General features: G+C 72.3%; 20 protein-coding genes. 7 read left to right on the top strand and 13 right to left on the bottom strand.

What is annotated here, in order from left to right:
• Positions 1-18 precede the first annotated feature (18 nt).
• From ACFWV2_RS04230 to ACFWV2_RS04220, 3 genes are all read right to left on the bottom strand, one after another.
• Positions 19-510: a hypothetical protein gene (locus tag ACFWV2_RS04230; RefSeq protein WP_384401383.1), complete on the bottom strand. Its 492-nt coding sequence runs from the start codon at positions 508-510 to the stop codon at positions 19-21.
• Positions 511-592: 82 nt separating this feature from the next.
• Positions 593-1,090: a dihydrofolate reductase gene (locus ACFWV2_RS04225; RefSeq protein ID WP_384401493.1), complete on the bottom strand. Its 498-nt coding sequence runs from the start codon at positions 1,088-1,090 to the stop codon at positions 593-595.
• Positions 1,091-1,110: 20 nt separating this feature from the next.
• Positions 1,111-1,908, bottom strand: a complete 798-nt coding sequence (locus ACFWV2_RS04220; RefSeq protein ID WP_384401380.1) for a thymidylate synthase — start codon at positions 1,906-1,908, stop codon at positions 1,111-1,113.
• Positions 1,909-2,125: 217 nt separating this feature from the next.
• Between ACFWV2_RS04220 and ACFWV2_RS04215 the strand changes: the two genes are divergently transcribed.
• On the top strand, positions 2,126-2,851 hold the full coding sequence (locus tag ACFWV2_RS04215; protein ID WP_384401490.1) for a MerR family transcriptional regulator: 726 nt from the start codon (positions 2,126-2,128) through the stop codon (positions 2,849-2,851).
• On the opposite strand, the gene ACFWV2_RS04210 is transcribed toward ACFWV2_RS04215, so the two are convergent.
• From ACFWV2_RS04210 to ACFWV2_RS04195, 4 genes are read right to left on the bottom strand one after another with little or no spacing between them, the layout of a single operon-like run.
• The gene (locus ACFWV2_RS04210) at positions 2,838-5,012 is read right to left on the bottom strand and encodes a 3-hydroxyacyl-CoA dehydrogenase NAD-binding domain-containing protein (protein WP_384401378.1); all 2,175 of its coding nucleotides are present in this window, start codon (positions 5,010-5,012) and stop codon (positions 2,838-2,840) included. The two genes, ACFWV2_RS04215 and ACFWV2_RS04210, sit on opposite strands and share 14 nt — an antisense overlap.
• Before the next feature lie 39 nt (positions 5,013-5,051).
• A complete protein-coding gene (locus ACFWV2_RS04205) occupies positions 5,052-6,266 on the bottom strand; it encodes an acetyl-CoA C-acetyltransferase (protein ID WP_384401375.1) in 1,215 nt (404 codons plus the stop codon).
• Between the two features lie 46 nt (positions 6,267-6,312).
• Complete coding sequence (locus ACFWV2_RS04200) at positions 6,313-7,455, bottom strand: acyl-CoA dehydrogenase family protein (protein ID WP_384401372.1); 1,143 nt, start codon at positions 7,453-7,455, stop codon at positions 6,313-6,315.
• Positions 7,452-8,609, bottom strand: coding sequence for a CaiB/BaiF CoA transferase family protein (locus ACFWV2_RS04195; RefSeq protein WP_384401369.1), 1,158 nt, complete (start codon positions 8,607-8,609; stop codon positions 7,452-7,454). The genes ACFWV2_RS04200 and ACFWV2_RS04195 overlap by 4 nt, the downstream gene beginning before the upstream one ends.
• 200 nt (positions 8,610-8,809) lie before the next feature.
• On the opposite strand from ACFWV2_RS04195, the gene ACFWV2_RS04190 reads away from it, so the two are divergent.
• Complete coding sequence (locus ACFWV2_RS04190) at positions 8,810-10,120, top strand: saccharopine dehydrogenase family protein (RefSeq protein WP_384401366.1); 1,311 nt, start codon at positions 8,810-8,812, stop codon at positions 10,118-10,120.
• 108 nt (positions 10,121-10,228) lie between these two features.
• Here ACFWV2_RS04190 and ACFWV2_RS04185 read toward each other — a convergent pair whose 3' ends face one another.
• The 3 genes from ACFWV2_RS04185 to ACFWV2_RS04175 all read right to left on the bottom strand — a co-directional run bounded on the left by ACFWV2_RS04185 (position 10,229) and on the right by ACFWV2_RS04175 (position 11,572).
• On the bottom strand, positions 10,229-10,615 hold the full coding sequence (locus ACFWV2_RS04185; protein ID WP_384401363.1) for a VOC family protein: 387 nt from the start codon (positions 10,613-10,615) through the stop codon (positions 10,229-10,231).
• Complete coding sequence (gene mmpA, locus ACFWV2_RS04180) at positions 10,612-10,746, bottom strand: morphogenic membrane protein MmpA (protein ID WP_384401360.1); 135 nt, start codon at positions 10,744-10,746, stop codon at positions 10,612-10,614. Before mmpA ends, ACFWV2_RS04185 begins: the two co-directional genes overlap by 4 nt.
• 130 nt (positions 10,747-10,876) lie before the next feature.
• The gene (locus ACFWV2_RS04175; RefSeq protein WP_384401357.1) at positions 10,877-11,572 is read right to left on the bottom strand and encodes an endonuclease V; all 696 of its coding nucleotides are present in this window, start codon (positions 11,570-11,572) and stop codon (positions 10,877-10,879) included.
• Between the two features lie 69 nt (positions 11,573-11,641).
• On the opposite strand from ACFWV2_RS04175, the gene ACFWV2_RS04170 reads away from it, so the two are divergent.
• Positions 11,642-11,941: a YciI family protein gene (locus tag ACFWV2_RS04170; RefSeq protein WP_384401355.1), complete on the top strand. Its 300-nt coding sequence runs from the start codon at positions 11,642-11,644 to the stop codon at positions 11,939-11,941.
• 198 nt (positions 11,942-12,139) lie between these two features.
• Here ACFWV2_RS04170 and ACFWV2_RS04165 read toward each other — a convergent pair whose 3' ends face one another.
• Positions 12,140-13,261, bottom strand: coding sequence for a WD40/YVTN/BNR-like repeat-containing protein (locus ACFWV2_RS04165; protein WP_384401352.1), 1,122 nt, complete (start codon positions 13,259-13,261; stop codon positions 12,140-12,142).
• 379 nt (positions 13,262-13,640) lie between these two features.
• On the opposite strand from ACFWV2_RS04165, the gene ACFWV2_RS04160 reads away from it, so the two are divergent.
• The 3 genes from ACFWV2_RS04160 to ACFWV2_RS04150 all read left to right on the top strand — a co-directional run bounded on the left by ACFWV2_RS04160 (position 13,641) and on the right by ACFWV2_RS04150 (position 17,172).
• Positions 13,641-14,057 carry an SsgA family sporulation/cell division regulator gene (locus ACFWV2_RS04160; protein WP_384401349.1) on the top strand — a complete coding sequence of 139 codons (417 nt, stop codon included), beginning with the start codon at positions 13,641-13,643 and terminating at the stop codon, positions 14,055-14,057.
• A 259-nt stretch (positions 14,058-14,316) separates the two neighbouring features.
• Positions 14,317-15,951, top strand: coding sequence for an ABC-F family ATP-binding cassette domain-containing protein (locus tag ACFWV2_RS04155; RefSeq protein ID WP_384401346.1), 1,635 nt, complete (start codon positions 14,317-14,319; stop codon positions 15,949-15,951).
• A gap of 246 nt (positions 15,952-16,197) precedes the next feature.
• Positions 16,198-17,172 (top strand): acyl-ACP desaturase, encoded by a 975-nt coding sequence (locus ACFWV2_RS04150; protein ID WP_360787017.1) that lies wholly within the window; start codon positions 16,198-16,200, stop codon positions 17,170-17,172.
• 44 nt (positions 17,173-17,216) lie between these two features.
• On the opposite strand, the gene ACFWV2_RS04145 is transcribed toward ACFWV2_RS04150, so the two are convergent.
• Positions 17,217-17,468 carry a WhiB family transcriptional regulator gene (locus tag ACFWV2_RS04145; protein WP_384401343.1) on the bottom strand — a complete coding sequence of 84 codons (252 nt, stop codon included), beginning with the start codon at positions 17,466-17,468 and terminating at the stop codon, positions 17,217-17,219.
• A gap of 99 nt (positions 17,469-17,567) precedes the next feature.
• Positions 17,568-18,590: a non-homologous end-joining DNA ligase gene (ligD, locus tag ACFWV2_RS04140; RefSeq protein WP_384401340.1), complete on the bottom strand. Its 1,023-nt coding sequence runs from the start codon at positions 18,588-18,590 to the stop codon at positions 17,568-17,570.
• 52 nt (positions 18,591-18,642) lie between these two features.
• Here ligD and ACFWV2_RS04135 point away from each other — a divergent pair, with 52 nt between their 5' ends.
• Positions 18,643-19,707 carry an ATP-dependent DNA ligase gene (locus tag ACFWV2_RS04135; protein WP_384401336.1) on the top strand — a complete coding sequence of 355 codons (1,065 nt, stop codon included), beginning with the start codon at positions 18,643-18,645 and terminating at the stop codon, positions 19,705-19,707.
• Positions 19,708-20,015: the final 308 nt, after the last annotated feature.

Genomic DNA, 20,015 nt, shown 5'->3' with positions numbered 1-20,015 from the left:
CCGGCGGCGGGCGCGGGCTCAGTACCCGGGCCTGCCGAAGAGGCTGTAGAGCCAGGCACCGAGGACCCCGGCGACACAGAGCAGCACGAAGAAGGAACCCAGGCTCGTGTGCCGCCCCTTGCGGGGCCGGCCGGGTCGGGCGGCGCGTGCCGCCCGACCCGGCCTCCTCCGCCTCCCGGCCGATCTCGCGCGTCCCGCCCCGGCCGGAACCGGTTCGGCGACGGCGGCGACCTCGGCGAGGAGGCTCCGGCAGACCGCCGCCAGCTCCGCCGTCCCGGCGGTCAGATCCACGACCACCTCGGTCCGGGCCGGGGCCGTGGTCCCCCCGTCGAGGAGCCGACCCGCCCGCAGCAACGCCTGGTCCCTGCCCCCGGTCGGCCCGAGACTGATCCAGCGCCCCACATGCTCGCCCCTGATCACCACACCGCCACCCCGCTCCCGGTAGACGGTGTGCTCCCGCCACAGGACCCCGGCCAACTCGTCGGCCGTCTCCTTGAGTTGCGCGTACATCCGCCCCCTGCTCTCCCGAACCCCCCGGTCCGATCAGCGGCAGACTCTAGCTCCCGCCCCCGGCCGGGTGCGCGGTGGGGTCTCAGGTGCGGGTGTAGTGGCGGATGCGGTAGCGGAGGGTGGTGGTGGAGTGCTGCCAGTCCGTGTCCGCCGTGAGCTGCCAGGTCGGGTCGAGTGGCGGGGCGTAGGTGTCGCCGGTGATCGGGGTGTCCACCTCCGTCACCGAGAGCGTGGTGGCGTGGGGCAGGGCCGCGCGGTAGATCTCGCCTCCGCCGATCACCCACGTCGTCGTCGCACCGGCCGGCTCGGTCGCGAGGCGCAGGGCCGTCTCGATGGACTCGGCGCGCTCCGCGCCCTCGGCCGTCCAGTGCGGGTCGCGCGTCACCACGATGTTGCGTCGGCCCGACAGCGGGCGGAAGCGCGCGGGCAGCGAGTCCCAGGTCCTGCGGCCCATGATCACGGGGTGGCCGAGGGTGGTCGCCTTGAAGTGCGCCATGTCCTCGGGAAGGCGCCACGGGATCGCGTTCGCCGCGCCGATCACGCCCTCGCGGGTCTGCGCCCAGATCAGCCCGACGGACATGCCGCCGTTCGCCCCGGTGCTCATACCGCTACCTGGGCCTTGATCGCCGGGTGGTGGCGGTAGTCCACGACCTCCACGTCGGCGTAGGCGTACTCGAACAGCGAGTCGGTCTTGTGGAGGCGCAGCTCCGGGAAGTCGAACGGGGTGCGCGAGAGCTGCTCGGTGACCTGTCGCACGTGGTTGTCGTAGATGTGGCAGTCGCCGCCGGTCCAGATGAAGTCGCCCGGTTCGAGCCCCGTCTGCTGCGCCACCATGTGGGTGAGCAGGGCGTAGCTCGCGATGTTGAAGGGGACGCCGAGGAACAGGTCCGCGCTGCGCTGGTACAGCTGGCAGGAGAGCCTGCCGTCGGCGACGTAGAACTGGAAGAAGGCGTGGCACGGGGCGAGCGCCATCCGGTCCAGTTCGGCGACGTTCCAGGCGGAGACGATCATCCGGCGGGAGTCGGGGTCGTCGCGCAGGGTGTCGAGGACCTGGCTGATCTGGTCGATGTGCCGGCCGTCGGGCGTCGGCCAGGACCGCCACTGCACGCCGTAGACGGGGCCGAGCTCGCCGTCCGCGTCGGCCCACTCGTTCCAGATGCTGACGCCGTGCTCCTGGAGCCAGCCGACGTTCGAGTCGCCGCGGAGGAACCACAGGAGCTCGTACACGATGGACTTGAGGTGCACCTTCTTCGTGGTGACCAGCGGGAACCCCTGGGAGAGGTCATAGCGGAGCTGGTGCCCGAAGACACTCCGGGTGCCGGTCCCGGTCCGGTCGGCCTTGGCCGTCCCGGAGGTGAGCACCAGTCGCAACAGGTCTTCGTACTGTGTATCCGCCACGGACGTCGAGTCTACTGCCGACCCGGGGCCGACCCGTACCCGCGCCCTTTTACAGCGCTGGTGAGACAGCAATACTGTTCAAGCGACCCGGACCGGCGGGTCGACCGCACGGGAAGTGAGGGCACCTCGGATGGGCGTCGGGAGCGGCGAGGGGGACGTGCCGGATGAGGACCTGCCGGGAACCGACGTGCCGGGTGAGGACGTGACCGCGCACGGCGTGACGGCGGAGGACGTGCCGACCTACACCGTCGACGAGCTGGCCGCGCGGGCCGGGGTCACCGTGCGGACGGTGCGGTTCTACGGGACCCGGGGGCTGCTGCCCCCGCCCGTGATCGGGGCGCGGCGCGTCGGCCACTACGGCCCGGGACACCTGTCGCGGCTCGCGCTCATCGAGGAGCTCCAGCGGCAGGGCATGACGCTGGCGGCGATCGAACGGTACGTGGAGCAGCTGCCGCCCGATCTCAGCGCCCAGGACCTCGCCATCCACCGGGCCCTGGTGGCCTCCTGGGCTCCCGAGTCGGCCGAGGTCATCGCCCGGCGCGACCTGGAGCGGCGCGCCGGGCGGGCACTGACGGAGCAGGACGTCGACCGGCTGGCCGCGATGGGCGTCCTCGACCGGACCGAGGACGCCGACGCCTTCCGGCTCGACGGCGCGCTCCTGCGGCTCGGCGTGGAGCTCCTGGACGTGCCGATCGAGCACGAGACGATCCTCGCCTCCCGCACCGTGCTCCTCGAGCACGCCCGCGCCGCCGCCCAGGAGCTGTCCCGGCTCTTCCAGGAGCGGGTGTGGAGCCCGTACCGGGAGAGCGGCGAGGACCCGGACCACCTGACCGCGATGAGGTCGCTGTCGGCGCACATGCAGCCGATGGTGGTCCAGGCCCTCGTCACCGCCTTCCAGCGCTCGCTGAGCGAGGAGCTGAGGGCCGCGTTCAGGAGTCGCTGAAGACCTCGCCCCGGTCCGCCTTCCGCACCAGGAGGGCCGGGGGCTCGAACCGCTCCCCGTAGGTGGCCGCCAGCTCGCGGGCGCGGGCCACGAAGCCGGCGACACCGCCCTCGTAACCGTTGACGTACTGCAGGACGCCGCCGGTCCAGGCCGGGAAGCCGATGCCCAGGATGGAGCCGATGTTGGCGTCGGCGACCGAGGTCAGGACGCCCTCCTCCAGGAGGCGGACGGTGTCCAGAGCCTCGGCGAACAGCATCCGCTCCTGCATGTCGCGGAACGGGATCTCGTGTCCGGGCTTGGTGAAGTGCTCGCGCAGGCCGGGCCAGAGCCTGCCGCGCCTGCCGTCCTCCCCGTACTCGTAGAAGCCCGCGCCGCCGCTGCGTCCGGGCCGGCCGAACTCGTCGACCATGCGGTCGATCACGGCCTCGCCCGGGTGGCTGGTCCAGGTCCCGCCGGCCTCCTCGACCGCCCGCCTGCTCTCGTTGCGGATCTTGCGGGGCAGGGTCAGGGTCAGCTCGTCCATCAGGGAGAGGACCTTCGCCGGGTAGCCCGCCTGGGCGGCGGCCTGCTCGATCGATGCGGGCTCGATGCCCTCGCCGAGCATGGCGACGCCCTCGTTGATGAAGTGGCCGATCACCCGGGAGGTGAAGAAGCCGCGCGAGTCGTTGACGACGATCGGCGTCTTGTTGATCTGCCGGACCAGGTCGAACGCGCGGGCCAGGGCCTCGTCGCCGGTCCGATCGCCCTTGATGATCTCGACGAGCGGCATCTTGTCGACGGGCGAGAAGAAGTGCAGGCCGATGAAGTCGACCTGGCGCTCCACGCCCTCGGCGAGGACGGAGATCGGCAGGGTGGAGGTGTTGGAGCAGAGCAGGGCGTCGGGGGCGACGACGGCCTGGATCTCCTGGAAGACCTTGTGCTTGAGCGCGGTGTCCTCGAAGACCGCCTCGATGACGGCGTCGCAGCCCGCGAGGTCGCGGACCTCGGCGGTCGGGGTGATGCGGGCCAGGAGCGCGTCGGCCTTGTCCTGGGTGGTGCGGCCGCGGGACACGGCCTTGGCGCAGAGCGCCTCGGAGTAGGCCTTTCCCTTGGCGGCGGACTCGGCGGAGACGTCCTTGAGGACGACCTCGATGCCGGCGCGGGCGCAGGAGTACGCGATGCCGGCGCCCATCATGCCGGCGCCGAGGACGGCGACCCTGCGGACCTGGCTCCGCGCGATGTCCTTCGGGCGGCTCGCGCCGGAGTTCACAGCCTGGAGGTCGAAGAAGAAGGCCTGGATCATGTTCTTCGCGTTCTGGCCGACGACCAGCTCGGTGAAGTAGCGGGACTCGATGGTGAGCGCGGTCTCGAAGTCGACCTGGGAGCCCTCGACGGCGGCGGCCATGATGGCGCGCGGCGCCGGGTACGGCGCGCCGGCCAGCTGCTTGCGGAGGTTGGCCGGGAAGGCCGGCAGGTTGGCGGCGAACTTGGGGTTCGACGGCGTGCCGCCCGGGATCCGGTGGCCGGGGACGTCCCAGGGCTGCCGGGACTCGGGGTGCGCGTCGATGAAGGCGATGGCCTTGGCCATCATCTCCTCGGGGGTGGCGGCCACGGCGTCGACGAGCCCGTTCTCCAGGGCGCGCCGCGGGTTGTACTGGGTGCCCTGGAGCAGCACCTTGAGCAGGGCGTCGGTGATGCCCATGAGGCGTACGGTGCGGGCGACGCCGCCGCCGCCCGGCAGCAGGCCGAGGGTGACCTCGGGCAGGCCGATCTTGGAGCCGGGGGCGTCGAGCGCGACGCGGTGGTGGGAGGCGAGCGCGATCTCGTAGCCGCCGCCGAGCGCGGCTCCGTTGACGGCGGCGACGACGGGCTTGCCGAGGGTCTCGATGCGGCGCAGCGCCCGCTTCATCTCGATGGCGGCGTCGAAGATGCCCTGGGCGTGCTCGGGGCCCGCCTGGATCATGTCCTTGAGGTCGCCGCCCGCGAAGAAGGTCTTCTTGGCGGAGGTGTAGATGATGCCGCGGATGGAGTCCTTCTCGGCCTCCACGCGGTCGGCGACGGCGATGATCGAGGCCCGGAAGGCCTGGTTCATGGTGTTGGCGGACTGGTCGGGGTCGTCCAGGACGAGGGTGACGATCCCGGTCGCGTCCTGCTCCCAGCGGATGGTGGTGCTCTCGCTCATGACTGATGCTTCTCCGTTTGAGGGGTTCGGACGGGACGGTCAGACGCGCTCGACGACGGTGGCGATGCCCATGCCGCCGCCCACGCAGAGGGTGGCGAGGCCGTAGCGCTTGTCCTGCCGCTCCAGCTCGTCGACGAGGGTGCCGAGGATCATCGCGCCGGTGGCGCCGAGCGGGTGGCCGAGCGCGATGGCTCCGCCGTTGACGTTGACCTTGTCCAGGGAGATCCCCATGTCCTTGACGAAGCGGAGGACGACGGCCGCGAAGGCCTCGTTGATCTCGATCAGGTCGATGTCGTCGATGGTGAGTCCGGCCTTGGCGAGCGCCTTGCGGGTCGCCGGGGCGGGGCCGGTGAGCATGATGGTGGGCTCGGAGCCGGAGACGGCGGCGGAGACGATCCGGGCGCGCGGCGTCAGCCCGTACCGCTCACCGACCTCCCTCGAGCCGATGGCGACGAGGGAGGCGCCGTCGACGATGCCGGAGGAGTTGCCCGCGTGGTGGACGTGGTCGATCTCCTCGACCCAGTGGTACTTCTGCAGCGCGACGGCGTCGAAGCCGCCGAGTTCGCCGATGTCGGCGAAGGAGGGCTTGAGGCGGGCGAGGGAGTCGGCGGTGGTGCCGGGGCGCAGGTGCTCGTCGTGGTCGAGGACGACGAGTCCGCTGCGGTCGAGGACGGGGACCACGGAGCGGGCGAAGCGCCCGTCCTTCCAGGCGGTGGCGGCCCGCTCCTGGGAGAGTTCCGCGTACTCGTCGACGTCACGGCGGGTGAAGCCCTCGATGGTGGCGATGAGGTCGGCGCCGATGCCCTGCGGGACGAAGTTGGTGTCGAGGTTCGTCATCGGGTCGGAGAACCAGGCGCCGCCGTCGGAGGCCATCGGCACCCGGGACATGGACTCGACGCCGCCGGCCAGGACGAGGTCCTCCCAGCCGGAGCGGACCTTCATCGCGGCCATGTTGACCGCTTCGAGGCCGGAGGCGCAGAAGCGGTTCTCCTGGACACCGGCGACGGTGTCGGGGAGTCCGGCGGCGATGGCGGCGATCCGGGCGATGTCGGAGCCCTGGTCACCGACCGGGCCGACGACGCCGAGGACGATGTCGTCGATCGCGGCGGGGTCGAGGTCGGGGTTGCGGGTCTGGATCTCCCGGATGAGGCCGACGACGAGGTCGATGGGCTTGGTGCCGTGCAGGGAGCCGTTGGCCTTGCCGCGCCCGCGCGGGGTGCGGATCGCGTCGTACACGTACGCTTCGGTGCTCACGGGAAGCCTTTCACGATGAGGGTGGGAGGAGTCGGACGGCGGGAGGTCAGCCGAGGAGGGAACGGCCGATGATCTCCTTCATGATCTCGGTGGTGCCGCCGTAGATGGTCTGGATCCGGCCGTCGGTGTAGGCCCTGGCGACCGGGAATTCGCTCATGTAGCCGTATCCGCCGTGCAGTTGCAGACACCGGTCGGCGACCCGCTTCTGCAGTTCGGTCGCCCACCACTTGGCCATGGAGGCGTGGACGGCGTCGAGTCCCCCCTCGGTGTGCTCGGTGATGCAGCGGTCGACGAAGGTCCGGGTGACGGCGCACTCGGTGGCCATCTCCGCGATCTCGAAGCGGATGTGCTGGAGCCGGGCGAGGGGCCGGCCGAAGGCCTCCCGCTCCTTGACGTACCGGGTGGTGATCTCCAGGAGGTGCTCGGCGCCCGCGATGCCGGCGACGGCGATGGCGAGACGTTCCTGGGCGAGGTTGGTCATCAGGTGGACGAAGGCGCCGTCGAGTTCGCCGAGCAGGTTCTCCTTGGGGACGCGGACGTCCTCGAAGAACAGCTCGGCGGTGTCCTGGGACTTCTGGCCGATCTTGTCCAGGTTGCGGCCGCGCTCGAAGCCCTCGGCTCCGCGCTCGACGACGAGGAGGGAGAGGCCGTGCGCGCCGCCCTCCGGGGTGGTGCGGGCGACGACGATCACGAGGTCGGCGAGGATGCCGTTGGAGATGAAGGTCTTGGAGCCGTTGAGTATCCAGTGGTCGCCGTGGTCCTCGGCGGTCGTACGGATGCCCTGGAGGTCCGAGCCGGCGCCGGGTTCCGTCATGGCGATGGCGGTGATCAGCTCACCGGAGCAGAAGCCGGGGAGCCAGCGCCGCTTCTGCTCCTCGGTGCCGAGCGAGGTGAGGTAGGGGCCGATGATGTCGTTGTGCAGGCCGATGGCGAGTCCCGGGGCACCGGCCCGGGTGAACTCCTCGGCGAGGACGGCGCCGTAGCGGAAGTCGGGGTCGCCGCCGCCTCCGTACTCCTCGTCGACGGCGAGACCGAGCAGGCCCTGCCGTCCGGCGGCGAGCCAGACCTCGCGGGAGACGACGCCGTCCTTCTCCCACTGCTCGTAGTGGGGCAGCACCTCCTTCTCCAGGAAGGTGCGGACCGTCGCCCGGAAGGCCTCGTGGTCGGCGGTGTAGAGCTGACGCTTCATGCTTCGGTCTCCTGGGTCTGCTTCGGTCCGCCGAGCGCGGGGACGGCCCAGTCACGGGCGACGGCCGCGGTGTCGGCACCGGGCAGGGCGGGGCCCGTACGCAGGGTGCCGGGGGTGACGGAGAAGCGGGGCGCGGGGGCGGGCTGGGCGATCCCGCCGTGCTCGGTGAAGGTGGCGCGGGCGGCGAGGTGCGGATGGGCGGGAGCCTCGCGCAGTGAGAGGACGGGCGCGACGCAGGCGTCACTGCCGTCGAAGACGGCCGTCCACTCCTCGCGGGTACGGCTGCGGAAACGGGTGGCGACGGCCTCGCGCAGCTCGGGCCAGCGGGCGAGGTCGTGGCGCGCGGGTGCGATGTCCTCGATGCCGAGGAGGCGGACGAACTCCGCGTAGAACTGCTCCTCCAGCGCGCCGACCGCCATGTGACCGCCGTCGGAGGTCTCGTACACGCCGTAGAAGGGGCAGCCGCCGTCGAGGAGGTTGACGCCCCGCCGGTCCTGCCAGCCGCCGGCCGCGAGCATGCCGTGGATCATGGTCGTGAGGTGCGCCGTGCCGTCGACGACGGCGGCGTCCACGACCTGGCCCTCGCCGCACGCGCGCGCGTGCTGGAGCGCCGCGAGGACGCCGATGACGAGGTAGAGGGAGCCGCCCGCGTAGTCGCCGACGAGATTCGCCGGGACGGCGGGTGGGCCGTCCGGGTCGGGGCCGATCATGCCGAGCGCGCCGGTGATCGCGATGTAGCCGATGTCGTGGCCGGCGGTCGTGGCGAGCGGCCCGTCCTGGCCCCAGCCGGTCATCCGCCCGTAGACGAGCCGGGGGTTGCGGGCGAGGCAGACGTCGGGGCCGACGCCCAGGCGCTCGGCGACCCCGGGGCGGTAGCCCTCGACGAGGATGTCGGCCCGCTCGACCAGGTCCAGGACGGTCGCCGGGCCGCCGTCGGCCTTGAGGTCGACGAGGACGGAGCGTTTGTTGCGGTTGGTGAGGTCGCGGGCGGGGTCGATGCCGAGGCCGGGACCGCCGGGGCGGTCGACGCGGACGACGTCGGCCCCCAGGTCGGCGAGGAGCATCGCGGCGAAGGGGCCGGGGCCGATGCCGGCGAGTTCGACCACGCGTACCCCGGTGAGCGGGCCGTTCCCGGTGGTGTGCGTCGTGCTCATCCAGCCCCCAGGCATGTGTGACACCAATGATGTAACACCGGAGATGCTAGGAACGTGTTCCACTCCGCACAAGCCCCCCGGCCGAGCAAGCGCTTGGAAATTACGGGCCCGGGGCGCGGGCCGGGCCCGGCACCGGACCCGCTATTCTCCGCCGACGACGAAACCGCGCGCGGCGCGGTACGGCCGAGATGAGGGGCTGGATGGAGACAGGGGCGGCGGGCGTGGGGCGCGAGGAGAAGGGCGGCTCCGGGCGCGGGAGCGGGTCCGGGGCGGGGGCGTCGGCTGGGGCCTCGGCCGGGGCCGAGGTGCTGTCCGAGGGCGGGGGTGGTCCGGAGCGTGGGGGCAGGCCGTACGACGTGGTCCTGTTCGGGGCGACCGGGTTCGTGGGCGAGCTCACCGCCGCCTACCTGGCCGAGCACGCGCCCGCGAAGTGCCGGTGGGCGCTCGCGGGTCGCGACCGGGCCGGGCTCACGGCCCTGCGCGAACGGCTCGCCGTCCGGTGGCCGCACTGCGCCGAGCTGCCGCTCGTCGTCGCGGACGCCGCCGACACCGGCTCGCTGCGCGAACTCGCCGAGTCCACACGGGTGGTGGCCACCACCGTCGGCCCGTACGTCTGGTACGGGGACGGACTCGTCGCCGCCTGCGCGGAGGCCGGTACGGACTGTGTGGACCTCACCGGGGAGGCCGAGTTCGTCGACCTGACGTACGTCCGGCACGACGCGCGTGCCCGGGAGACCGGCGCCCGGATCGTGCACGCCTGCGGCTTCGACTCCGTCCCGCACGACCTGGGCGTGTACTTCACCGTCCAGCAGCTCCCGGAGGGCGTACCGCTCCGGGTCGACGGCTTCGTCAGGGCCGGGGCGGCCTTCTCCGGGGGTACGTTCGCGTCGGCGCTGACCGCGCTCGGCAGGGGCCGGGAGATCCTGCGGGCAGCGCGTGAACGGCGGTTGTACGAACCGCGGTCGGTCGGGCGCCGGGCGCGGGCTCCGCTGGGCGGACCGCGCTTCAGCCGGGAGACCGGCACCTGGGCACTGCCGCTGCCGACACTCGACCCGCAGGTCGTGGCACGCTCGGCCGCGGCCCTCGAACGGTACGGACCGGACTTCCGCTACCGGCACTACGCCTCCGTGAAGACGCTTCCGATGGCACTCGGGGGCGCCGCAGCGGTCGGCGCGAGCGTGGCAGCCGCGCAACTGCCTCCGGTGCGGAGCTGGCTGATGGGCCGTTATCAGGCGGGCCGGGGTCCGTCCGCGGAGCGACGGGCGCGCAGCTGGTTCTCGGTGCGCTTCGTCGGCGAGGGCGGCGGGCGCCGGGTCTTCACCGAGGTGTCCGGCGGCGATCCGGGCTACGACGAGACGGCCAAGATGCTCGCCGAGTCGGCCCTCAGCCTCGCCTTCGACCCGCTCCCGCAGACGGCCGGCCAGGTGACGACGGCGGTGGCGATGGGCGATGCTTTCACCGCCCGGCTGACCACGGCGGGGATCCGCTTCCGGGTGGCGCACCACGGCTGACCGGAACCGCGGACCGGACCGCACGGGGGGACGCGGTGGGTACGGGGACCTCGACGCGTACCCGACTGGTCAGGGGCGTACGGGCAGGCCCGGCAGACCCGTGCCCGGTCAGGGCCGTACGAGGCGGAACGGGTGTCCGGCCGGGTCCGCGTAGACACGCCAGGCCGGGTCGCCGCCCCCGTCGTCGACCCCTCCCCCGCCGAGCGGGACGGCTCCGATCGCGAGGACGGCCTCGTGGGCGGCCTCCAGGTCGTCGACCCGCACGTCCAGGTGGAACTGCTGCTCGGGCGCTCCCCAGACCGGCGGACGGTGGTCCGCCACGCTCTGGAAGGCGAGGGCCCGCCCGTCGTCGCCGCGCAGCACGGCGGCACCCTCACCGACGGCCCACCGGGGATCGGATCCCTCCACCTCGCCACCGATCAACTGCCGGTAGAAATCGGCGAGTTCCCTGGCGTCGGGGCAGTCGAGAACGAGGCAGCGCAGCCGCCCGATCACGCGAGGACCCAGGCGGCGACGACGTACAGCATGGCGAGGACCCAGGCCAGGGCGACGAGCCCGGCACCGGCGAGGACGAGGTCGAGACCGCGCGCGGCGGAACGCGTGGGAGCGGAAAGGGGTGGTGTCATGGGCTTCACTCTGCCGGGCGGGATCATGGTCCGACATCCGTACAGATACTCAGCTCGTCGCCCGGGACGGCTCGGACGTCGAACGACGAGCCCGGCCGGTCTCGACGCCCGGCCACGCCGTCCCGCCCCCTCACCCCTCCCCCGACGCCTCCTTCAGCGCGCGGCGGCAGAGGGAGTCGGCGTGGCGGGTGGTCTGGGGCAGGCGGTAGCGCGGGGTGAGGTGGAGGGTGTGGGCGCAGGCGTTGGCGAGGGAGACGCGGTGGCCTACGGAGACGAACACCGGCTTCACCCCGGCTCGGGTGCGCAGGGCGCGCCCCACCTCCTCGCCGTCGGCCAGCAGCGGGGAGAACTCGCCGCGCCCCGTGCCGGGTTGGTCGTACGTGAAGGTGAAGGGGTTCTTCGCGACGCCGATGGAGGGTCGGCCGGTGAGGACCCCCAGGTGGCTGGCGAGCCCGAAGCGGCGGGGGTGGGCGAGGCCGTAGCCGTCGCAGACGAGGACGCCGGGGTCGGCGGTGAGCCGGTCGAGCACGGCGAGGACGGTCGGGATCTCACGGAAGGCGAGGAGCCCGGGGACGTACGGGAACGACACCCGGCCGACGGCCGTGGCCTCCTCCACCACCTCAAGGGTCCGCGCGTCGAGGACGACGGCGGCCGCCGCGACGAGATCGCGCTCGTCGTCGTAGGCCACGTCGAGCCCCGTGACATGCCCCTCGCCGGCCGCGGGACCTTCCTCGTCGCGTACGAGGCGTCCCCGCAGCTCCTGTTGGACGGCTCGGGCGGCGGTCTCGTCGGCGGGCCAGCCCGCCGGAATCTCGATGATCGTCATGATGCGGGCCACCCTACGGTCGCCCGTGGACCGGCTCCCGGCCGGAGGGCACCGGGTAGCCTGGCGATCATGTTCGTACTGGAATTGACCTACACCGTGCCCGTCGAGCGGGTCGACGCTCTGCTCGACGCGCACATCGAGTGGCTCGACGCGCAGTACGCCGCCGGCGTGATCGTCGCCTCGGGGCGCAAGAACCCGCGTGACGGCGGGGTGATCCTGGCCGCCGGGGTCGACCGTGCGGAGATCGAGAAGATCGTGGCGGCCGACCCCTTCAGCGTCGAGGGCGTGTGCACGTACCGGATCACGGAGTTCCACGCGACCAGGACGGCCGAGGGCCTGGCGGCGTTCCGGGAGCAGCTGCCCTCCTAGGGCCCGTCCGGGAAGGAGCGCCGTCTGCCCGGAGGGCCGGATCTCGCGCGTCCGGGCTCGCGAGGTTCGGGCTCGCAGAGTCCAGGCCCGCGAGGTCCGGGCTCGCAAGGTCCAGGCCCGCAAGGTCCAGGCCCGCGAGGGTCCAGGCCCGCGAGGTCCGGGCTCGCTCCCCGATCCGGCCCGATCCGAGCGCGGGGCCTAGGCGCCCGGTCCGGCCACCGCGATCCGGCCCTTCTCGCCCGCGGCCCAGCAGGAGCCGTCGGGGGTGCAGTCCACCGTGTCGTACGAGCCGGTGTCGACCGTGCGCCAGGTCCGGCCGCCGTCGGTGGTCAGGTCGGTGCCGGTCGGGCCGACCGCGAGTGCGGCGCTCCGGCTGTGGGGCAGCCAGGCGACGCCGGAGCGGTACGCGGGCGGGGGCGTGGCCGAGGCGCGCCAGGTGCGGCCCCCGTCGCCGGTGACCGCGGCCGCCTGCGGGGACGGCTGGTCCTTGCGGTAGTCGCCGCCGACGGCGATGCCGTGCGTCCGGTCCCGGAAGGCGAGCCCGAAGACGCCTCGGGCCGGGTCCCCGGCGGGGACGGACGTGACGGTGGCGGTCCAGGTCAGTCCCCGGTCGGCGGAGTGGAGCACGCGTGCGGTGGCCCCGCCGCCCGTCGCCAGCCATACGTCCCGGGGCCCGGCCGACACCAGGCACTGGCCGCTCGCGGCGAAGCCCGCCTCACCGGGGAGCGCGTCCGGCATCCCGTCGCCGGGCAGCACGTTCCAGGAGCGGCCGCCGTCGCGGGTGGAGAGGACGCGGTACTTGCCGTCGACGGGGTCGCTCATGGCGAGTCCGTGGCGGCGGTCGAAGAACGTCATGCAGTCGTAGAAGGCGCGCGGATCGGTGTTGCGGAAGGACTCGGTCCAGGTGGCTCCGCCGTCCTCGGTGCGCAGCACGCGCGAGGCCTCGCCCTCGCCGATGGCGAGGACGACGGCCCGGCGGGCGTCGAAGGCCTCCACGTCCCGGAGTTCCAGTGCGGCGGCGCCGGGCGGTGAGACGTTTCGCCAGCTCCTGCCGCCGTCGGTGGTGCGCAGCACCGTGCCCTTGGAGCCGGCGGCCCAGGCGGTCCGGCGGTCGACCGGCGCGAGGCCGCGGAAGCGTGCGTCGGTGCCGGTCGGCGTCAGCTGCCAGCCGACCGAATTCCCTTCGGCGGAGGCCGGTTGGCCGCCGTGCGCGGCCGTGGGGGTCTCCCCGGCGCGCGCCGGGGCGGTCAGGGTGAGCGCGAGCGCCGCCCCGATGAGCCCCACCGCCATCATTCGTCTCGTCTTCCCCATGGACGTCATGGCGCCGGAAGCTAGTGCCCCGGACCGCTCCGCGTCCAGGGCGCCTCTGCCAGGGCGCGTTCCCGGGGGACTGAGGCGCCCGCGCCGGCCTACCACCGCGCAGGCACCGCCGCGACGGCGATGCGCACGCCTTCGGGTCCCGGGAGATCAGCCGTGCCGCGAGCGCCCCGAGACGTGCGCCGAGCCCGGCGCGGACACCCCCACACCGCGCTGACCTGCGTCGTACCACCCCCGCGCCCTCAGACCCGCCGGTCCGGTGACGTAGCTCACGTAGGCCCCGAGTGCACGTTCCGGTCGCCTCGCTCGTCTTGCCAGGTGTCAGGTGCCCTGGTGTCGGGGAGACGCACAGGACCCGAAGCCCGCGTGAGAGGAGCCGGTCTTGTCCGCCGTCATCGAACAAGCCGTAGAGGCACGAATGGTCGCATCCACTCCGCGGATGGAGACGGTCCCCGCCACGCTGCGGTACGACCGCGAGGACCCGTACGCCGTGACCATGGCCTTCCCGCCCGTGGCGACCCTGGAGGGCGTCGAGGTCTCCTGGGCCTTCTCGCGCGAACTGCTGGTGCAGGGTGTCGAGCGCCCGGCCGGGGACGGGGACGTACGCCTGCGTCCGTACGGGTACGACCGCACGGTGGTCGAGTTCCACGCTCCGGAGGGGGTGGCGATGGTGCACGTCCGGACCTCGGAGCTGCGCCGGTTCCTGGAGCGCTCGCAGCACCTGGTGCCGACGGGGCGCGAGAACCAGTACCTGGACTGGGACGAGGACCTGGCGAAGCTGCTGCACGGGCGTCCGTGACGAGGTCCGGGGTCCGCCCCGTAAATCGTTTGTGGCCTCCCGCGTCGATGCGTACGGTCGGTACCGCCCACGTCGTCGTCTGATCGGAGCAGGACGTTGCTCGTCTGAGGTTGCGAGACACCGTGCCGCGCGTGCCCCTCTGTGCCGCGTGTGCCGTTCTCGACCTCGGCGTACGAGCCGTTCTTCTTACTGCCCGCGCCTCGGTGTCTCCACGCGTCGCATCCAGTCACGCTCGCGCTCGCGCATCCGGGAGGCCCCCATGGCGCATCACCCCACGTTCATCACCTGTACCTCCGTCTCCTTCTCCTGGCCGGACGGCACCGAGGTCCTCGACGACTTCCGCCTCACGGTCGGCCCCGGCCGCACGGGGCTCGTCGGGCTCAACGGCTCCGGCAAGTCCACGCTCCTGAAACTGATCGCGGGTGAGCTGGTCCCGGCCTCCGGCACCGTCCGGGTCACCGGCGAACTCGGCTACCTCCCGCAGAACGTGGTCCTGGACACCTCGCGCCGGGTGGACGAGATCCTGGGCATCGCCTCGAAGCGGGCCGCCCTGCACGCCATCGAGGCGGGGGACCCGGCGGAGGAGCACTTCACCGCCCTCGCCGACGACTGGGACGTGGAGGAGCGGGCCCGCGCCACCCTCGACCAGCTCGGGCTCGACGGCGTCGGTCTCGACCGCACCGTCGGCGAGGTCTCGGGCGGCGAGTCCGTACTGCTGCGTCTCGCCGCCCTGCTGCTCGCCCGGCCCGACGTCCTGCTGCTCGACGAGCCGACGAACAACCTGGACCGGCACGCCCGGGCGCGGCTGTACGAGCCGGTGGAGGGCTGGTCCGGAGTCCTGGTCGTGGTCAGCCACGACCGTGAACTCCTGGAGCGCGTCGATCAGATCGCCGATCTGCGGGACGGCGAGGTCACCTGGTACGGAGGCACTTGGTCCGCCTACGAGGAGGCACTCGCGGCCGAACAGGAGGCGGCGGAGCGGATGGTGCGCGTCGCCGAGGCCGATGTGCAGCGCCAGAAGCGGGAACTCGGCGACGCGCAGGTGAAGTTGGCCCGTCGGAAGCGGTACGGGCAGAAGAGCTTCGACAACAAGGTCGTCCCGAAGATCGTGGCGAACAACCGGAAGAGGGAGGCGCAGGTCTCGGCCGGCAAGCACCGGGCGCTGCACACGGAGCGCCTCTCGGAGGCGCGGGAGCGGCTCGACGCGGCCGTGGAGGCGGTGCGGGACGACGACGAGATCCGGGTCGAGCTGCCGCGCACCTCGGTGCCGCCGGGTCGCGAGGTGCTGCTCCTGCGGAATCTGGAGCTGCCGTACGGGGCGCGGGTGGAGGGCGAGTTCGAGCTGCGCGGTCCTGAGCGGATCGCGCTGGTCGGCCGGAACGGCGCCGGGAAGACGACGCTGCTCCGGACGATCGCCGGGGAGGTGCGGCCGCTGTCGGGCGAGGCGGAGGCGCGCGTGCCGCTCCGCTTCCTGCCGCAGCGGCTCGACGTCCTCGACGACGGGCTGAGCGTCGTGGAGAACGTGGCCCGGTTCGCGCCCACGGCGACGGGGAACGCGATCAGGGCGCGACTGGCCCGGTTCCTGTTCCGGGGGGCGCGGGCGGATCAGCCCGTGGGCACCCTGTCGGGCGGGGAGCGGTTCCGGGCGACGCTCGCGGCGCTGCTCCTCGCGGAGCCGGCTCCGCAGCTGCTGATGCTGGACGAGCCGACGAACAACCTGGACATGGCGTCGGTCCGGAAGCTGACGGCGGCCCTCGACGCGTACGAGGGCGCGCTGATCGTGGCGAGCCACGACGTGACGTTCCTGGAGTCGCTCGGGATCACCCGCTGGCTGCTTCTCGACGGTGAGCTGCGGCCGACGACGGCGGAGGAGGTCAGGGACCTGTCGCACTGATCCGGGCGCGTGGCGGGGGCGCCCCGGACCATCTGCTCTGCGTAGCGGACCGGGCACGCCCCGGGACGCCGCACACGGCGTGACCTGCGTCTCCGCCCCCGCCCGAGCAGCGGGCATAACGGAACGTAACCGGACATCGCCGGGACGGGCTTGGCCGACGCCTTACGGAGCCTTAACCTACGGTTTCGTAACCTACGAATCCGTAGGTATTTCCGTATGCCCTCCCCTCCGTCCCCAGGAGTACTCGTGACGCTCACCTCTCCCCACCTCGGCAGCTCGGCAGAGTGGACCGACGCCCGGTTGCTCTACGCGCTGGAAGAGGTCGTGGAGCAGGAGCTGAACCGACACCTCAAGGTCACGAAGGACTGGATGCCGCACGAGTACGTGCCGTGGTCCGACGCCCGGAACTTCCCCGGTCTCTTCGAGGACGGCGAGGCCTGGGACCCGTCGCAGTCGAAGGTGACCGACATCGGCAAGATCGCCCTCGTCGTCAACCTGCTCACCGAGGACAACCTCCCGAGCTACCACCACGAGATCGCCAGCCTCTTCGGCCGCGACGGCGCCTGGGGCACCTGGGTGCACCGCTGGACCGCCGAGGAGGGCCGTCACGGCATCGTGATGCGTGACTACCTCCTCGCCTCGCGCGCCGTCGACCCGGACAAGCTGGAGCAGTTCCGGATGGCGCACATGAGCGAGGGCTTCGAGTCCGACAACCGGCACTCGATGCTGCACTCCGTGGCGTACGTCGCCTTCCAGGAGCTCGCGACCCGCATCTCGCACCGGAACACCGGGCACCAGTCCGGCGACCCGGTCTGCGACCGGATGCTCTCCCGCATCGCCACCGACGAGAACCTGCACATGGTCTTCTACCGCAACCTGCTCGGTGCGGCCTTCGAGCTCGCCCCGGACCTGACCATGCAGGCCGTGCGGGACGTCGTGGTCAACTTCCGGATGCCCGGACACGGCATGCCCGGCTTCGAGCGGGCGGCTGCGCAGATGGCGATCGGCGAGATCTACAACATGCGCATCCACCACGACGACGTCCTCCAGCCCGTCCTGCGCTTCCTCAAGGTCCTCCAGATCGACGGCCTCGGCCCGGAGGGCCTCCAGGCGCAGGAGGAGCTGGGCCTGTACATGAACGGGCTCGACAGCGAGGCGAGCAAGTTCGACGAGAAGCTCGCGGCCCGCAAGGCCCGGATGGCCGCGCGCGCGGCCGGCTGAACGACGGACCGAGCGCTCGCCCCGGGGGCGGGCGGGCCCGTGGCTCAGTGGCTCTGCCGCTTGAGCCGTACGCGCTCCTTCTCGGAGAGCCCGCCCCACACCCCGAACCGCTCGTCGTGGCTCAGCGCGTACTCCAGGCACGCCACGCGCCCCTCGCACGCCCCGCACAGCTGCTTCGCCTCGCGCGTCGACGAGCCGGGGGCCGGGAAGAAGAACTCCGGCCCCGCCTGGGCGCACAGGGCGTCCTCGCGCCAGGAGAGTTCGGGGGCGGTCAGCACGTCGGTATCCATCCGCATGTCCATATCCCTCCGCATGTCCATCTGCATGACCGTCACACTGTCGTACTGCCGTAAACACGCCATCAACGTTCGATCAATGGCGGATACCCGACCCGGTCAGCCGGTCTCCTTCTTCGCCCGGCTGGGCTGGACGCGCTTGGGCTCACCCGGCATCTTCGGGTACTCCGGCGGATACGGCAGGTCACCGAGGTCGTGCTCCGCCTCGTCCCGCCGGGCCAGTTCGAGCAGGGACTCCAGGCTGAACCGCTCGTCGTCCATGTCGGCGTGGACGTCACCGACCTCGGCGTACCGGACCGGCATCGTCCTGATGTCGAAGTCCCGGGGCACCGCGTCGTCGACCTCCTCCCACCGCAGCGGCGCGGAGACGGGGGCGTGCGGACGCGGGCGCACGGAGTAGGCGGAGGCGATCGTGCGGTCCCGGGCCGTCTGGTTGTAGTCGACGAAGATCCGCTCGCCGCGCTCCTCCTTCCACCATTTGGTGGTGACCCGTTCCGGCATCCGTCGCTCCAGCTCCCGGCCGCAGGCGATGGCCGCCCGCCTGACCTGCGTGAAGGTCCACCGGGGCAGGATCGGTACGAAGACGTGGAGCCCCCGGCCGCCGGAGGTCTTCGGCCAGCCGCGCAGTCCGTGCTCGTCGAGGACGGAGCGCAGTTCGTGCGCGGCCCGGACGGCGTCGGCGTAGTCGGTGCCGGGCTGGGGGTCGAGGTCGATGCGGAGCTCGTCGGGACGGTCGGTGTCGTCACGACGCACCGGCCAGGGGTGGAAGGTGACGGCGCCGAGGTTGGCGGCCCAGATCACGGCCGCCGGTTCGGTGGGGCACATCTCGTCGGCCGACCGGCCGCTGGGGAAGGTGATGTGGGCGGTCGGGATCCATTCGGGCAGGTACTTCGGCGCCCGCTTCTGGAAGAACGACTCGCCGGTCACCCCGTCGGGGTAGCGCTCCAGGGTGGTGGGGCGGTCGCGCAGGGCGCGGGTGACGCCGTCCCCCACGGCCAGGTAGTAGCTGACCATGTCGAGCTTGGTGTAGCCGGGTTCGGGGAAGTACACCTTGTCCGGATTGGACACGCGCACGGTCCGGTCGCCGACTTCCAACTCCACCGCTGCCGCCTTGCCTGCCATGCGGGTCAGCCTAGGGCTCGCAGACAAGTCCCGCATACCGGACAATCGCCTCATGGATCTTCCGGTGATGCCGCCCGTGAAACCGATGCTCGCCAAATCCGTGAAACGGATTCCGCCGGGGATGCAGTACGAGGCGAAGTGGGACGGCTTCCGGGCGATCGTGCACCGGGACGGACCGGAGCTCGTCATCGGCAGCCGTACGGGCAAGCCCCTGACCCGCTACTTCCCCGAGCTGGTCGAGGCGCTCGCGGCCCGGCTGCCGGAGCGGTGCGTGGTCGACGGCGAGATCGTCATCGAGCACGAGGGCCGGCTCGACTTCGACCGGCTCAGCGAACGGATCCATCCGGCGGACTCCCGGGTCCGCATGCTGGCCGCGACGACCCCGGCCCGGTTCGTCGCCTTCGACCTCCTCGCCCTCGGGGACGTCTCCCTGCTCGACATCCCCCTGAGCAGGCGCCGGGAGACCCTGGAGCGGGTGCTCGCCGGGGTCGAGGCGCCCGTCCATCTGGCCCCGGCGACCCGCGACGCCGAGCTGGCCGGCCGCTGGTTCCAGCAGTACGAGGGCGCGGGCCTCGACGGGGTGATCGCCAAGCCCCTCGATCTGCCGTACCGGCCGGACGCCCGACTGATGTACAAGATCAAGCACGAGCGGACCGCCGACGTGGTGGTGGCCGGCTACCGCTTCCACAAGAGCGGGCCGGTGGTCGGCTCGCTGCTGCTCGGGCTGTACGACGACCGGGGCGCGCTCCAGCACGTCGGCGTGTGCGCGGCGTTCACCGCCGCCCGGCGGGCCGAGCTGATCGAGGAGCTGGAGCCGCTGCGGATGGACCCGCCGGCCGGGCATCCGTGGGCGGCGTGGACGGAGGAGTCCGCGCACGAGGGAGCGCGGCTGCCGGGAGCGCCGAGCCGCTGGTCGGGGAAGAAGGACCTGTCGTGGGTGGCGCTGCGGCCCGACCGGGTCTGCGAGGTGGGGTACGACCACATGGAGGGTGACCGCTTCCGCCACACGGCGCAGTTCAAGCGGTGGCGTCCGGACCGCACGCCGGAGTCCTGCGGGTACGACCAGCTGGACGAACCCGCCTCGTACGACCTGTCGGAGATCCTCTCGCCGTCCTGAAGGTGCGGGACCTGTCCGGAAGACGCCGTTCCGCCGAGTGAGATGCTTCACATTCTGTTCGGCGTCCGACCGGGCCCAACACCCCGGCGCCGATCACGCGTTCACCGCACGCGCGTGCGGCACGCGGAAGAGTCGCGCGCCCCGGCGACGGCCACCCGTCCCCGTACCTGCGAGAACGCCTCCGTACCCGCCCGGTGTCCCCGGCCCGTCCCCGGTCCCCGGCGTCCTCGCGCGGCGCCGCGGGGCCGTCGCGTCGTCGCCCCGCCGTGACATCGCCGTGCCGGAACGCCGACGACGATCCGGTACGT

Source organism: Streptomyces sp. NPDC058671, assembly GCF_042716475.1.
GTDB lineage: Bacteria > Actinomycetota > Actinomycetes > Streptomycetales > Streptomycetaceae > Streptomyces.
Note: the sequence above shows the minus strand (reverse complement) of the source record. Positions and strands in the feature narration are given on the sequence as shown.

Coding starts and splice junctions, on each gene's coding strand:
- ACFWV2_RS04175 (WP_384401357.1), bottom strand. CDS start 11,572: ATGACGATCATCGAGATTCCGGCGGGCTGGCCCGCCGACGAGACCGCC.
- ACFWV2_RS04230 (WP_384401383.1), bottom strand. CDS start 510: ATGTACGCGCAACTCAAGGAGACGGCCGACGAGTTGGCCGGGGTCCTG.
- ACFWV2_RS04190 (WP_384401366.1), top strand. CDS start 8,810: ATGGAGACAGGGGCGGCGGGCGTGGGGCGCGAGGAGAAGGGCGGCTCC.
- ACFWV2_RS04135 (WP_384401336.1), top strand. CDS start 18,643: ATGGATCTTCCGGTGATGCCGCCCGTGAAACCGATGCTCGCCAAATCC.
- ACFWV2_RS04200 (WP_384401372.1), bottom strand. CDS start 7,455: ATGAAGCGTCAGCTCTACACCGCCGACCACGAGGCCTTCCGGGCGACG.
- ACFWV2_RS04165 (WP_384401352.1), bottom strand. CDS start 13,261: ATGACGTCCATGGGGAAGACGAGACGAATGATGGCGGTGGGGCTCATC.
- ACFWV2_RS04225 (WP_384401493.1), bottom strand. CDS start 1,090: ATGTCCGTCGGGCTGATCTGGGCGCAGACCCGCGAGGGCGTGATCGGC.
- ACFWV2_RS04155 (WP_384401346.1), top strand. CDS start 14,317: ATGGCGCATCACCCCACGTTCATCACCTGTACCTCCGTCTCCTTCTCC.
- ligD (WP_384401340.1), bottom strand. CDS start 18,590: ATGGCAGGCAAGGCGGCAGCGGTGGAGTTGGAAGTCGGCGACCGGACC.
- ACFWV2_RS04195 (WP_384401369.1), bottom strand. CDS start 8,609: ATGAGCACGACGCACACCACCGGGAACGGCCCGCTCACCGGGGTACGC.
- ACFWV2_RS04210 (WP_384401378.1), bottom strand. CDS start 5,012: ATGAGCGAGAGCACCACCATCCGCTGGGAGCAGGACGCGACCGGGATC.
- mmpA (WP_384401360.1), bottom strand. CDS start 10,746: ATGACACCACCCCTTTCCGCTCCCACGCGTTCCGCCGCGCGCGGTCTC.
- ACFWV2_RS04145 (WP_384401343.1), bottom strand. CDS start 17,468: ATGCGGATGGATACCGACGTGCTGACCGCCCCCGAACTCTCCTGGCGC.
- ACFWV2_RS04170 (WP_384401355.1), top strand. CDS start 11,642: ATGTTCGTACTGGAATTGACCTACACCGTGCCCGTCGAGCGGGTCGAC.